Genomic DNA, 13871 nt, shown 5'->3' on the forward strand with positions numbered 1-13871 from the left:
CCGGGCCCGCGCCGCCGGCTCCGCAGGGCCGGCCGCGGTGCCGGCGGGACCGTCACCGACTGCGCGCGTACCGGCCTGGCTCGTCCCCGCCGGGTCCACCACCGGCGGGTCGGCGTCACCGCCGGCCGGGGCGAGGCCGGACAGGTCGTGGGTGGCCTCCAGGTCTCCGCCGCCTGCCGGTCCGGCGAGCGCGGCGGCCCGGATCTCCGGTGTCAGGACCTCGGTCGGTCCGTCGATCAGCTCGCCGACCGACAGGTCGTCGACCGGCTCGTCGCCGCGTCTGCGCCTGGCCATCACGCCCCCAGCAGGCTCTGGCCGCAGACCCGGACCACGTTGCCGCTGACCGCGCCGGACGCCGGCCAGGCGAGCCAGCCGATGGTCTCCGCGACGTCCACCGGCAACCCACCCTGCGACAGGCTGTTCATCCGCCGGCCGGCCTCGCGCAGCATCAGCGGGATCCGGGCGGTCAGCCGGGTCTCGATGAACCCGGGCGCGACGGCGTTGACGCTGATCTGCCGCTCCCGCAGCAGCGGCGCGAGCGAGTCGACCAGCCCGATGACCCCGGCCTTGCTGGTGGCGTAGTTGGTCTGGCCCCGGTTACCGGCGATCCCGGCGATCGAGGAGACGCCGATGATCCGGCCGCCGGCCGGAATCAGCTCGCGCTCCAGCAGCAGGTCGTTGATCCGTTCCTGGCTGGACAGGTTGACGTCGATGACCTGGTCCCACCGGTCGGCGTCCATCCGGCCGAGGGTCTTGTCCCGGGTGATGCCGGCGTTGTGCACCACCACGTCCACCCGGCCGTGCCGGCTGGCCAGGTGCTCGGCGAGTCGGGCCGGCGCGTCGGCGGCGGTCAGGTCGAGCTGCACCGCGCTGCCGCCGATCTCGTTGGCCACCGAGGCCAGCTCGTCCCCGGCGGCCGGGACGTCCAGCGCCACCACGGTCGCGCCGTCGCGAGCCAGCACCCGGGCCAGCGCCGCGCCGATGCCCCGGGCCGCGCCGGTGACCAGCACCACCTGTCCGTCGAGTGGGCGGTCCCAGTCCGCCGGTGCGGTGGCCTGCCCGGCACCGACCCGGATCACCTGCCCCGAGACGTACGCGGACCGACCCGACAGCAGGAACCGCAGGGTCCCCTCCAGGCTGGTCCAGGTGCCCTCGTCGGCGTCCCGCGTGACGTACACCAACTGGGCGGTGATGCCTCGACCGAACTCCTTGCCGATGCTGCGGGTCAGCCCCTCCAGGGCCCGCTGGGCGGTCGCCTCGCGGGGCGTACCGCACTCGGTCGGCGGGGTGCCCAGCACGATCACCCGGCCGCTGGGCTGCACCGCCCGGGCCTGCGGGTGGAAGAAGTCGTAGAGCTGGCGCAGTTGGGACGAGTCGGTGATCCCGGTAGCGTCGTAGACGAGAGCGGCGCTTTCCGGCGTACGACCGGTGTCCGGGTCCGGCACGGCGGTGGCCGGATCGCGCAGGGCGAGCCCGGCGGCGGCCAGGGCCTTGCCGACCGGTTCGGTGAGCCGCCCACCGGCGGCGGCACCGAGCAGGACCAGCCCGGGCAGGATCGGCTCGCCGGGTGCGTGCCGGCGCAGTCGCGGCGGATCGGGCAGCCCGAGGCGCTTGACCAGCGCCCGCCCGGCCCCCGACTGGACGAAGCTCGCATACCTGTCGGTCATAGGCGTAGCCTACTGGTGAGTAAGGTGTGGGCAACACTTTCGAGGAGGCGGATCGTGCAGAACGTTCGACGGGTCGCGGTCATCGGTGGCAACCGGATCCCCTTCGCCCGCTCCAACTCGCGTTACGCCAGCGCCTCCAACGCCGACATGCTGGGCGCCGCCCTGGACGGGCTGATCGCCCGGTTCGGCCTGGCCGGGAAGCAGGTCGGCGAGGTGGTCGCGGGCGCGGTGCTCAAGCACTCGAAGGACTTCAACCTGACCCGTGAGGTGGTGCTCGGCTCGAAGCTCGACCCGCGCACCCCCGCGTACGACATCCAGCAGGCTTGCGGCACCGGCCTGGAGGCCGCCATCCTGGTCGCCAACAAGATCGCCCTCGGCCAGCTCGACGTCGGTATCGCCGGTGGCGTCGACACCACCTCCGACGCGCCGCTCGCCGTCAACGAGGACATGCGCCGCACCCTGCTCAAGCTGAACTCGGCCCGCACCCTCGGCGAGCGGCTGCGGATCGCCGCGAAACTGCGCCCGGCCCAACCGTTCAAGCCGGAGATCCCGCGCAACGCCGAGCCGCGCACCGGCCTGTCCATGGGCGAGCACGCCGCACAGACCGCGCTGCGCTGGAACATCGACCGGCAGGCGCAGGACGAGCTGGCGCTCCGCTCGCACCAGCGACTCGCCGCCGCGTACGACAAGGGGTTCTTCGACGACCTGATGACCCCCTACCTGGGGCTGACCCGCGACCAGAACCTCCGCCCCGACACCACCCTGGAGAAGCTGGGCGCGCTGCGACCGGTCTTCGGTGCCAAGGGTCCCGACGCCGAGCGGGCCACCATGACCGCCGGCAACTCCTCACCGCTGACCGACGGCGCCTCGACGGTGTTGCTGGCCAGCGAGGAGTGGGCGCGCGAGCACAACCTGCCGGTCCAGGCATGGTTCTCCTGGTCGGAGACGGGCGCGGTGGACTTCGTGCACGGTGACGAGGGGCTGCTGATGGCGCCCGCGTACGCGGTGCCCCGGTTGCTCACCCGAGCCGGACTCACCCTGCAGGACTTCGACTACTACGAGATCCACGAGGCGTTCGCCTCGCAGGTGCTGGCGACCCTGGCCGCCTGGGAGTCCCCGGAGTTCTGCAAGGACCGGCTCGGCCTCGACGCCCCGCTCGGTTCCATCGACACCGACAAGCTCAACGTGAACGGCTCCTCGCTGGCCGCCGGTCACCCGTTCGCCGCCACCGGCGGCCGGATCGTCGCCACCCTGGCCAAGCTGCTCGCGGAAAAGGGCAGCGGCCGCGGCCTGATCTCGATCTGCGCCGCCGGCGGCCAGGGTGTGACCGCGATCCTGGAACGCTGACCTTCATTCGCCGTTCGTTCACGCCGGAGCCAGTCGCCCGCCACCCGGTTGCGGGAAGGTGAGCGCCCGCGCACGTGCCGTGCGCGGGCCAGGTGGCCAACGCGTCCGGAACGGGGCCGGCAGACGATGGAAACGAGCGCAGCCGGGGAGATCACGCTGTCCGTGGTCATCCCCATGTTCAACGAAGAGGACGTGATACCCGGTCTCGTCGCGCGGCTGCGGCCCGTGTTGGACGGGCTGGACACCGCCTACGAGGTGGTGGCCGTCGACGACGGTAGCCGGGACGCCACTGTGGAGCTGCTGACCGCGCAGGCCGTCGCCTGGCCCCAGCTGCGGATCGTGCGGCTGCGCCGCAACAGCGGCCACCAGGCGGCGCTGACCGCCGGGCTGCACCGGGCCCGCGGCCGGTGGGTGGTCAGCCTCGACGCCGACCTCCAGGACCCGCCGGAGAGCATCCCCGAGATGCTGCGCCTGGCCCGAGCCGGAGCCGATGTGGTGTACGGGGTACGCGCGGACCGCAGCACCGACACGTTCTTCAAGCGGCGCACCGCGCAGGCGTACTACCGGCTGATGCGCCGGGTCGTCGGCGCGGAGGTGCCCGCGCAGGCCGGCGACTTCCGGATGATCAGCCGCGAGGTGGTGGAGACGCTGCGCCGGCTGCCCGAGCGAACCCCGGTGTACCGGCTGCTGGTGCCCGCGCTCGGCTTTCCCAGCGCACAGGTGCGCTACGTACGCGAGGCCCGGCACGCGGGCCAGACCAAGTATCCGCTGCCCCGCATGATCGCGCTGGCCTGGGACAGCGTCGCCAACTTCTCCGCCGCGCCGCTGCGCCTGGCCACCTGGCTCGGAGCGGGCAGCTTCCTGGCCTGCCTGGCGCTGATCGCCTTCGGTGTCATCGGGCACCTGCGCGGGGTGACCATCCCCGGCTGGACCTCACTGTTCGTCGCCGTGCTGCTGCTCGGCGGGGTCCAACTGGTCTGCCTGGGCCTGCTCGGCGAGTACGTGGGGCGGATCTACGCCACCGTGCAGAACCGACCGACGTTCCACGTCGGCGCGGACTCCGCCGAATCACCGGTGCCCGCCGAGCCCGCGGAGGCCACCCGGGACGCCCAGCCGGCGTCGCGGGTGGGTGCGCCCCGGCCGGTCGCCGCCGCCCGTGGCTGAGACGCGCTCGTCGGCACCCGGGTCGCCGGCGGTCGTCGAGCCGCCGGGCGTGACGCGGCCGGCGGTGGAGGTCGACGCGGAGCCGACCGACGGCGAGCCGGCCGCGCCGGGCGAGCCGCGTCGCCATGGTCACCGGCCGGTCACCCGCCGAGTGGTCGTGGTGCTGCCCTGGCTGGCCGTGCTCGCCGCGCTGCCCCTGCTCTGGTGGCGTGGTGGCGTGCCGGTCGCCGACATCGCGGCGTTCGGCGCGTACTGGGCGCTGGCCCTGGTGCTGCCGGGGACACTGATCCACCGGGCGCTGCGCGGTAGCCGGGGCAGCCTGCCCGAGGATCTCGGCCACGGCGCGGCCACCGGCCTGCTGCTGGAACTCGCCGCGTGGGCGTTGGCCGCCGCCACCGGGGCCCAGTCCGTGCTTCGCTGGTGGCCGTTGCCGCTGGTGGTGGTGTTCCTCGCGGTGCCCCGGCTGCGGCGGCACTGGCGCACCGCCGCACCCGGCGGGCCGCGCGGCGGCTGGACGGGTCCGGCCTGGGGCCGACCACCGCCGGTCGCCTGGCACTGGGCGGTCTGCGCGGTGCTCGCCCTGGTCCTGATCTGGGGGTACGCCAACTGGCGGCTGGTGCCGCTGCCTCCGGCGGACCACGCGTACTACCAGGATCTGCTCTACCACCTGGGGCTGGTGCACGAGCTGACCCGGGACATGCCATTCGCCCTGCCGCACGTCGCCGGGGAATCGCTGCGGTACCACTACCTGTCCGACGCCCACATGGCCAGCGGCAGCATGATCACCGGAGTGTCCCCCGCAGTGGTGCTGCTGCGGCTGTGGCTGGTACCGGTGGCCTGGGTGGCGGTGCTGGTCACCGCCGGGCTGGCCCGGGATCTCGCCGACCGCTGGTGGGCCGGCCCGCTGGCCGCCGGGGCCGGGTACCTAGGCGCGCCACTCGCGCTCGGCTCACCGCTGGCGCTGACCGGGGCCGTTCCGCTGTCGTACGCCAGCCCTTCGCAGACGTACGCGCTGCCGCTGCTGGTGCTGCTCGTCGGCTGCTGCGTACCGGTGTTGCGCGGCCGATCCCTCGGCGGCGGCTGGGCGCTGGTGCCCGCGCTCGGCCTGGCCTGCGCGGGCGCCAAGTCCAGTGTGCTGCCGCCGCTGATCGCCGGCCTCGGGCTGGCCCTGCTGGTGGCGTGGTGGCGGGGCCGGCGGGTGCCGTGGCGGGGGCTGGCGCTGATCGGCACGCTCATCGCGGCCATGGCGGTCGGCTACCGGCTGTTCGCCGGCGGCGGGGCGGGCACGCTCCGGGCACAGGCGCTCGGGCTGATCCGCTTCATGCTGCCCTACCAGCAGACGTACGGCTCGGACGACGGCGCCCAGTTCGGCGGCCTGCTCCCGCCCGACCTGGACGCCGCCGGGCGGTCCGGCTGGCTGCTGGCCTTGGCCCTGTTCGGCGCGTGGCTGCTCGGGCAGGGGCCCCGGCTGATCGGCGTGCTGCTGCCGGCCAGCCCGACCGGGCGCGGCGACCCGGCCACCTGGCTGCTCGCCGGTACGGTAGCCGCCGGCACCGCCGCCGCCTGGCTCACCTTCCACCCGTCGGCCAGCCAGGCGTACTTCTGGATGGCGGTCATGCCGCTCGGTGCGGTGCTGGCCGGCTGGCTGCTGGCCCAGACCCGGGCGCCCGGGCCCGCGGTGGTCGTCGCCGGCGTGCTCGGCGTGCTGGCGGAACTGCTCGTGCCGCCGCTCGACCCGCCCACCGCACCGGAACCCCGCACGGTGCCCAGCGGGCCGGCGCTGGACGCCGCCGTCGACGGCTGGCTGTCGGTGCTCGGCTGGTCTGCGCTCCGGTACGCCGCCCTCGTCGCCGTGGCCGCCGCGCTCGCCATGGCAGTGGCCGCGCTGCGGGCTCGGCGACCAGCCGGCGGCCTGGCGCTCGTCGGTCCGGGCGGCAGCGGTCCGATGGTCGCCGAGGTGGCTGGCCGGCGCGGTTCCACCGCCGGTCCGCCGGGTCGGCTCGCTCCGGCGGCCGTGGCCGGGGTGGTGGCCGCGCTGCTCGGGGCCGGTCTCGCCGCCGGGATCGACCATTCGGTACGCGACGCCCTGGCCGACCCGCAGCCGCCCACCGAGGTGGAGCGACGGTTCACGGTCACCGCCGAGGAGATGCGGGCCGCCCTCTGGCTGGACGCCAACACCGGCCGAGACGATGTGGTGGCGACCAACGTGCACTGCCGGCCGGTGCACACCACCCCCCGCTGCGACGCCCGCGCCTTCTGGGTGACCGGGCTGGGCGGACGGCGGGCGGTGGTGGAGAGCTGGGGTTACACCGACGCGGCGCTGGCCGCGCACGGTCGCGACAACCTGGCGTACCCCCGGCAGGCCCCGCCCGATGCCGAGCTGTTCGCGCTCAACGCGCGGGTGTTCACCGCCCCCACCGCCGCCGACCTGGAGCGGCTGCGCCGCGAGCTCGGGGTGCGCTGGCTGCTCACCGACCGCCGGGCCGGCGCGGTCTCGCCCGAGCTGGCCCGCCTCGCGCCGGTCCGGTACGCGGCAGGTCCGGTCACCATCCACGAACTGCGCTGACCCGGTCCCGTCCGGCTGTCCAGCCGTACCCCGCCGGGAGGCCGGACGGCGGTGCCGGAGAATGGCGGGGTGACGACGATCCCGAACGTGCTCGCCAACCGGTACGCCTCACCCGAGCTGGTCACCCTCTGGTCGCCGGAGGAGAAGATCCGCCTGGAACGCCGGCTCTGGCTGGCCGTACTCCGGGCCCAGCGGGACCTGGGCGTGGCGGTCCCGGACGGGGTGGTCGAGGCGTACGAGCGGGTGCTCGACGACGTCGACCTGGCCTCGATCGCGGCGCGGGAGCGGGTGACCCGGCACGACGTGAAGGCGCGGATCGAGGAGTTCAGTGACCTCGCCGGACACGAGCACGTGCACAAGGGGATGACCTCCCGGGACCTCACCGAGAACGTCGAGCAGCTCCAGGTGCGCCGCTCGCTGGAGCTGATCCGGGACCGGGTGGTGGCGACGCTGGTCCGGCTCGCCTGGCACGCGCACGAGTACGCCGACGTGGTGATGGCCGGCCGGTCGCACAACGTGGCGGCGCAGGCCACCACGCTGGGCAAGCGCTTCGCGTCGGCGGCCGAGGAACTGCTCATTGCGTACGAGCGGCTGGAGGACCTGATCGACCGGTACCCGCTGCGGGGGATCAAGGGTCCGGTGGGTACCGCCGCCGACCAGCTCGACCTCTTCGACGGCGACGCGGACAAGGTCGCCGAGCTGGAGCGGCGGGTCGCCGAGCACCTCGGCTTCAGCCGGGTGCTGGACAGCGTGGGGCAGGTCTACCCGCGTTCGCTCGATTTCGACGTGCTCTCCGCGCTGGCGCAGGTGGCGGCGGCGCCCTCGTCGCTGGCCACCACGATCCGGCTGATGGTCGGCCAGGAGTTGGCCACCGAGGGCTTCAAGCCGGGTCAGGTCGGTTCCAGCGCGATGCCGCACAAGATGAACACCCGCTCCTCCGAGCGGGTCAACGGCTTCGCGGTGATCATCCGCGGCTACCTGTCCATGGTTGGCGAGTTGGCCGGCGACCAGTGGAACGAGGGGGACGTCTCCTGCTCGGTGGTGCGCCGGGTCGCCCTGCCGGACGCCTTCTTCGCCGCCGACGGCCTGTTCCAGACGTTCCTCACCGTGCTCGACGAGTTCGGCGCGTACCCGGCGGTGATCAACCGGGAACTGGAGCGGTTCCTGCCGTTCCTGGCCACCACCAAGATCCTGGTGGCGGCCGTCCGCCGGGGCGTCGGCCGGGAGGTCGCCCACGAGGTGATCAAGGAGCACGCCGTCGCGGTCGCGCTGGCCATGCGGGAGAAGGGCGCCCTCGACAACGACCTCTTCGACCGCCTCGCCGCCGACCCCCGCCTCGGTCTCACCCGCCCCGAGATCGACGCCCTGGTGGCCGACCGCGCCGCCTTCGTAGGCGCCGCCCCCACCCAGATCCAGGCAGTAACCGCAAGAATCACCAAAATCGTCGAAACCCACCCCCAAGCCGCCGCCTACTCCCCACCCCCCATCCTCTAACCCCCAGCCCCCCGTTCGGTTGATCATGAAGTTGTTGTCGCCGACACGCGGTGCGGGCGACAACAACTTCATGATCAACGAGTTGAAGAGGGCTGGGCGGAGGTCGTGGGTCACTCGCGGGTGGGGGTTTCGGGGGCGGTGGAGAGGGTGGGTGCGCTGGGTGGTTCGGCGAGCTTGCCTGGGGACTCCGCGAAGGCGGGCTCCTGGGCGGTTTCCGCCGCCACCAGGGGCTGGTCGGGGGGCATGACGTCGGGGACCTTGGGCGCCACGATCACGGCCGTGCCGTAGGCGCAGATCTCCATCCACATCTCGCCGCAGTCGCGGCTGTCGAACCGCATCCCCACCACGGCGTTCGCACCGAGCCGCCGGGCCTCCTCGCCGAGCCGGGCCACCGAGTCGGTACGCCAACGGGTGAGGTTGTCCGGCGCCATCGGGTCGTACGCGCCACCGCGCAGGTTCTTCACTCCCTCGCGGTACGGGTTGCGGGTCCTGGCCATGGAGGAGACCACTTCGCCGAGGATCTGGCGGATCTCGTAGCCGGGTAGTTGATCCGTCGTCACGACCAGCACGTTTCCGATGCTGGCAGGCGCGGCTGCGGCGCATCGTGAGCCTTGTTCACCTGCTCGGATGCTGAAAAACAGCGCGGCGCGGACGGCGGGCGCAGGGCCCACCATCCGCGCCGCCGGGGGCGCTAACCGTCAGACGCCCGAAACGGACCGGATCCAGGCCCGGTTGTACGCGACGCTGCCGTAGTTCTGGATGCTCTGGCCGTCGGCGGTGGAGGCCACGCCGACCTGGAGCCCGTTGTAGAACTGCGGACCACCCGAGTCGCCGCGCCAGGCGTTGCCGTTGATCCGGGTGCTCCGGATCGCCTGCCCGCCGTACGCGTCACTCACGTTCGTGCTGGTGACCTGGACGTTCGCGGTCTTGAGCTGGGTCGAGGCCGAGCAGCCGCTGTAGCAGGTCATGCCCCAGCCGTAGATCGAGTTGGTCGAGCCGACCGGCGGGTTGCTGGAGGCCAGGCTGACGTAGCTGGTGCTGACCGAGCTGGACAGGCGCATCAGGGCCACGTCGTACTGACCGTAGGTGGCGCTGACCGTGCGGGTGACGCCGCCGGAGGTGCGGTTGACGCTGCCCACCCGGACCGACATCGTGCCGCCGAGGCAGTGCCGTGCGGTGAGGACCCACTGCGGCGCGATGATCGTGCCGGAGCAGGTGAACGAGCCGTTGCTGAAGACCGCGGCGGCCCACGGCGCCGAGGAGACGGTGCTGCCGCCGATGATGTACGGGCTGACGGGTGAGGCGACGGCGCCGGAGCTGGCGCCGAGCACGCCGGCCATGGCGGTGGCGAAGACCGCGATCAGGGATCGGATGCGCATCGGTGGGGCTCCTTCGGGGTTTCCAGGACCCGGGGTTACCGGGACGGGCTGCGGTGGCGGACGGGGGTGATCCGCCACCGTCAGACGGCGATAAATCGACGTCTGACGATGTACCGTAGGGCCCGGTGAGGTGTTTCACAAGAGGCTCATTCAAACAAGCTGATGTAACAGTTGGATTTCCCGTCGCCGGCCCCCGCCCGGCCGGCGACGCCCCAGGCTGCTCCGCGACACGGCTCGGGACCGACCCGCCGGACAGTCCGGCAACAATGCCGTATCGGGATCGCAACGAACCCGTATCGGTACCGATGACGCTGTGCGGACAGCGCCGCGCGTCGCCCGGTGGGCTCCGGCCGGTGCGTCTGGCGCGGCATCTGCCAGGTACGCTGGCTGCGCTCGCCCGTTGTGGGTCGGCACCCAACTGCGTACACAGTCAGGAGTGCCCAGTGCCTCGCGTCGTCGTCGACGTCATGCTCAAGCCCGAGATCCTCGATCCTCAGGGCCAGGCCGTCGCAAACGCGCTGCCCCGGCTCGGCGTCAATGACGTCGCCTCGGTACGGATCGGCAGGCGGATCGAGATCGACTTTACCGGTGAACCGGACCTGGACCGGGCCCGGGAGATCGCCGACAAGTTGCTCGCCAACCCGGTCATCGAGGACTTCACGGTCCGTCTGGTCGAGACCGACGAACCCGCGGAAGCCCGGTCGTGACCGCCCGGGTCGGCGTGGTGACGTTCCCCGGTTCGCTGGACGACGGGGACGCGGCTCGGGCCGTCCGGATCGCCGGCGCGGAACCGGTGCGTCTCTGGCACGGCGAGGCGGAGCTGCACGGGGTGGACGCCGTCGTCCTGCCCGGCGGCTTCTCCTACGGCGACTACCTCCGCTGCGGTGCCATCGCGCGGTTCGCCCCGGTGATGGAGAAGATCATCGACGCGGCCGGCGGCGGCCTGCCGGTGCTGGGCATCTGCAACGGCTTCCAGATCCTCTGCGAGGCTCACCTGCTGCCCGGCGCGCTTACCCGCAACCAGCACCTGCACTTCCGCAACCGCGACCAGATCCTGCGCATCGAGGCGACCGGCACCGCCTGGACGAACACGTTCCAGCCCGGCCAGGAGGTCCTGATCCCGGTCAAGAACGGCGAGGGCTGCTACGTCGCCGACCCGGCGACGCTGGACGAGCTTGAGGCCGAGGGTCGCGTCGTCGCCCGCTACGTCGGCGGCAACCCCAACGGATCTCAGCGGGACATCGCCGCGATCACCAACCCGGCCGGCAACGTGGTCGGCATCATGCCGCATCCCGAACACGCGGTGGAGGCGCTCACCGGCCCCTCCCTCGACGGCCTCGGCTTCTTCACCTCGGTGCTGAAGCACCTGGTGGGGGCGCCGGCGTGACCGTCCGCGGCGGGATCATCGGTCGGCTCACCCGCCCGTCGGGCGGCGAGCGCAACAAGGAGACGTCATGACCACGCATCCGGACCCGGTGCGGGAGACCCCGGAGGCGGTCCCGGCGCAGCCGGCCGTCGCGCCGCCGGCCGCCCCGGCCCGGCACGCCGTCGCGCCGGAGGCCACCGAGTGGGCCGGCGGGATGGACACCGTGCCGCGCGCCGCGGGCACCCCGGAGGAGCTTCAGCCGTACGCGGAACTGGGGCTCCGGGACGACGAGTACGACCGCATCCGGCACATCCTGGGCCGCCGGCCGACCCAGTCCGAGCTGGCGATGTACTCGATCATGTGGAGCGAGCACTGCTCCTACAAGTCCAGCAAGGTGCACCTGCGGCAGTTCACCGAGAAGGCCCCGGCGAGTGACCGGCTGCTCGCCGGCATCGGCGAGAACGCCGGCGTCGTGCGGATCTCCGACGAACTGGCGGTGACCTTCAAGGTCGAGTCGCACAACCACCCGAGCTTCGTCGAGCCTTACCAGGGTGCGGCGACCGGTGTCGGCGGCATCGTGCGGGACATCCTCGCCATGGGCGCCCGCCCGGTCGCGGTGATGGACCCGCTGCGCTTCGGTGCGGCCGACCACCCCGACACCGCCCGGGTGCTGCCCGGCGTGGTCGCCGGCGTCGGCGGGTACGGCAACTGCCTCGGCCTGCCCAACATCGGTGGCGAGGTGGTCTTCGACCCCTGCTACCAGGGCAACCCGCTGGTCAACGCGCTCTGCCTCGGCGTACTGCCGGTGAGCCGGCTGCAGAACAAGGCCGCCGTCGGTCCGGGCAACGTGGTGGTGCTGATGGGCGCCAAGACCGGCCGGGACGGCATCGGCGGCGTCTCGGTGCTGGCCAGCGCCACCTTCACCGAGGGCAGCGAGCAGCGCCGCCCGTCGGTGCAGGTCGGTGACCCGTTCATCGAGAAGCTCCTGATCGAGGCGTGCCTGGAGCTGTACGACGCCCAGCTGATCGCCGGTATCCAGGACCTCGGCGGCGCCGGGCTGACCTGCGCGCTCACCGAGACCGCGGCGGCGGCCGGCACCGGCATGCGGGTCTGGCTGGAGCGGGTGCCGCTGCGCGAGCCGTCGATGGAGCCGCACGAGATCCTGGCCAGCGAGTCGCAGGAGCGGATGCTCCTGATCGTCGAGCCCGCCAAGCTCGACACCGTGCTCAAGACCTGCGAGAAGTGGGGCGTGCTGGCCACCGCCATCGGCGAGGTCACCGCGCCCGAGTCCGACGGTTCGCCCGGCCGGCTGCTGATCACCTGGCGGGATCACCTGGTGGTCGACGTACCGCCGGGCTCGCTGGTGGACGACGGACCGGTCTACGCCCGGCCGATGCGCGAACCGGCGGACCTCATCCTGCTCCAGGCCGACCGGGCCGAGACGCTGCCGCGACCGAGCGACCCGGACACGCTGCGCGACACCGTGCTGCGCATGATCGCCTCGCCGAACCTCGCCGACAAGACCTGGGTGACCGAGCAGTACGACCGCTACGTGCTGGGCAACACGGTGCTCGCCCAGCCGGAGGACTCCGGCGTGATCCGGATCGACGAGCAGACCGGCCTGGGCGTGGCGCTGTCGGTGGACGGCAACGGCCGGTACGCCCGTCTCGACCCGTACCAGGGCGCCAAGCTCGCGTTGGCTGAGGCGTACCGGAACGTGGCCGTCACCGGCGCGTCGCCGATCGCCGTCACCAACTGCCTGAACTTCGGCTCGCCGGAGGATCCGGGCGTGATGTGGCAGTTCGCCGAGGCCGTACGCGGCCTGGCCGACGGCTGCGCCGAACTGGGCATCCCGGTGACCGGCGGCAACGTCAGCTTCTACAACCAGACCGGTGCGGCAGCCATCCACCCGACGCCGGTCGTCGGCGTGCTCGGTGTGCTGGAGAACGTGGCGGACCGGGTGGCGTCCGGCTTCGTTCCGCGCCCCGGCGGCGACCACGACCAGCTCTTCCTGCTCGGCGAGACGCACGTGGAACTCTCCGGCTCGGAGTGGGCCTGGGTCACCCACGAGCACCTCGGTGGCGTACCCCCGCACGTCGACCTGGCGCGCGAGAAGCAGCTCGCCGGCCTGCTGGCCGACGCGGCCCGGGTCGGCCACCTCAGCTCCGCGCACGACCTCTCCGACGGCGGCCTCGCGCAGAGCCTGGTGGAGTCCTGCCTGCGCCACGGCGTCGGGGCACGGGTCGCGGTGCCGGAGCGCTTCGAGGGCAACTCGATGCCGTTCGTCTTCCTGTTCAGCGAGTCCGCCGGCCGGGTGCTCGTCTCGGTGCCGCGCGGCCACGAGAAGGCGTTCACCGCGCTCTGCGGAGAGCACGGCGTGCCGTGGGAGCTGATCGGCGTCACCGATCCCACCGGCGGCGCGCTGGAGGTGCACGGCCAGTTCCGGATCGGCCTGGACGAGTTGCGCGAGGCGCACACCGGCACGCTGCCGGGCCTCTTCGGTGGCGTGCAGCCGTTCGAGGTGACCGCCCCGGGCGCCGCCGAGGTCGAGGTCGTCATCGACGGATCCCCCGCCGGGGACGTCGACGTCGACGCGGATTCCGAGGCCGACGCCGCATCGCACGCCGACGTGGCCGCCGCGACGACCACCGACCCGGAGCCGTCGGCGTCGGACGACGCCGCACCGGCGTCGCCCGAGGCCGCTGCGGGGGGTCCGACCGACGGGCTGGCCGAACGGCCGGCCGAGCGGGCCACCCCGCCGGTCCGTACCGATCGAGTCGAGGCGACTCCGTCGACGGCCGAGGCTGCCGCCAGCCAGGAGGAATCCGGGGCGGACGCTCCGCAGCACGGTGCCGCCGAGCAGCGCTCTGCGCCTGACGAGCGCTGAG

10 protein-coding genes are annotated in these 13871 nt (G+C 73.0%); 7 read left to right on the forward strand and 3 right to left on the reverse strand.

Annotated features, from left to right (window positions below; genetic code table 11):
* Positions 1–293: 293 nt before the first annotated feature.
* Positions 294–1667 (reverse strand): 3-oxoacyl-ACP reductase, encoded by a 1374-nt coding sequence (locus tag SM447_RS04950; RefSeq protein ID WP_474571518.1) that lies wholly within the window; start codon positions 1665–1667, stop codon positions 294–296.
* Positions 1668–1721: 54 nt separating this feature from the next.
* On the opposite strand from SM447_RS04950, the gene SM447_RS04955 reads away from it, so the two are divergent.
* From SM447_RS04955 to purB, 4 genes are all read left to right on the forward strand, one after another.
* On the forward strand, positions 1722–3014 hold the full coding sequence (locus SM447_RS04955; RefSeq protein WP_474571519.1) for an acetyl-CoA C-acetyltransferase: 1293 nt from the start codon (positions 1722–1724) through the stop codon (positions 3012–3014).
* 126 nt (positions 3015–3140) lie between these two features.
* Positions 3141–4178 (forward strand): glycosyltransferase family 2 protein, encoded by a 1038-nt coding sequence (locus tag SM447_RS04960; protein WP_474571520.1) that lies wholly within the window; start codon positions 3141–3143, stop codon positions 4176–4178.
* Positions 4171–6744: a hypothetical protein gene (locus SM447_RS04965; protein ID WP_474571521.1), complete on the forward strand. Its 2574-nt coding sequence runs from the start codon at positions 4171–4173 to the stop codon at positions 6742–6744. Before SM447_RS04960 ends, SM447_RS04965 begins: the two co-directional genes overlap by 8 nt.
* Positions 6745–6813: 69 nt before the next feature.
* Positions 6814–8238, forward strand: a complete 1425-nt coding sequence (purB, locus tag SM447_RS04970; RefSeq protein WP_474571522.1) for an adenylosuccinate lyase — start codon at positions 6814–6816, stop codon at positions 8236–8238.
* A 110-nt stretch (positions 8239–8348) separates the two neighbouring features.
* Here the strand turns inward: purB and SM447_RS04975 are convergent, their stop codons facing one another.
* Positions 8349–8912: a YbjQ family protein gene (locus tag SM447_RS04975; RefSeq protein ID WP_474571523.1), complete on the reverse strand. Its 564-nt coding sequence runs from the start codon at positions 8910–8912 to the stop codon at positions 8349–8351.
* A gap of 24 nt (positions 8913–8936) precedes the next feature.
* Positions 8937–9617, reverse strand: coding sequence for a S1 family peptidase (locus SM447_RS04980; RefSeq protein ID WP_474571524.1), 681 nt, complete (start codon positions 9615–9617; stop codon positions 8937–8939).
* Positions 9618–10060: 443 nt separating this feature from the next.
* Here SM447_RS04980 and purS point away from each other — a divergent pair, with 443 nt between their 5' ends.
* From purS to purL, 3 genes are all read left to right on the forward strand, one after another.
* A complete protein-coding gene (purS, locus tag SM447_RS04985) occupies positions 10061–10324 on the forward strand; it encodes a phosphoribosylformylglycinamidine synthase subunit PurS (protein WP_210939093.1) in 264 nt (87 codons plus the stop codon).
* Entirely contained in the window at positions 10321–11004 is a 684-nt protein-coding gene (purQ, locus tag SM447_RS04990) for a phosphoribosylformylglycinamidine synthase subunit PurQ (RefSeq protein ID WP_474571525.1), read from the forward strand. Before purS ends, purQ begins: the two co-directional genes overlap by 4 nt.
* A 67-nt stretch (positions 11005–11071) precedes the next feature.
* Positions 11072–13870 (forward strand): phosphoribosylformylglycinamidine synthase subunit PurL, encoded by a 2799-nt coding sequence (gene purL, locus SM447_RS04995; RefSeq protein ID WP_474571526.1) that lies wholly within the window; start codon positions 11072–11074, stop codon positions 13868–13870.
* Position 13871 lies beyond the last annotated feature (1 nt).

The organism is Micromonospora aridisoli (assembly GCF_056150025.1).

What these genes read in the sequence shown, in the direction of transcription:
- SM447_RS04950 (WP_474571518.1), bottom strand. Translation starts at nt 1,667, where the DNA reads ATGACCGACAGGTATGCGAGCTTCGTCCAGTCGGGGGCCGGGCGGGCG.
- SM447_RS04960 (WP_474571520.1), top strand. Translation starts at nt 3,141, where the DNA reads ATGGAAACGAGCGCAGCCGGGGAGATCACGCTGTCCGTGGTCATCCCC.
- SM447_RS04975 (WP_474571523.1), bottom strand. Translation starts at nt 8,912, where the DNA reads ATGGTGGGCCCTGCGCCCGCCGTCCGCGCCGCGCTGTTTTTCAGCATC.
- SM447_RS04980 (WP_474571524.1), bottom strand. Translation starts at nt 9,617, where the DNA reads ATGCGCATCCGATCCCTGATCGCGGTCTTCGCCACCGCCATGGCCGGC.
- purL (WP_474571526.1), top strand. Translation starts at nt 11,072, where the DNA reads ATGACCACGCATCCGGACCCGGTGCGGGAGACCCCGGAGGCGGTCCCG.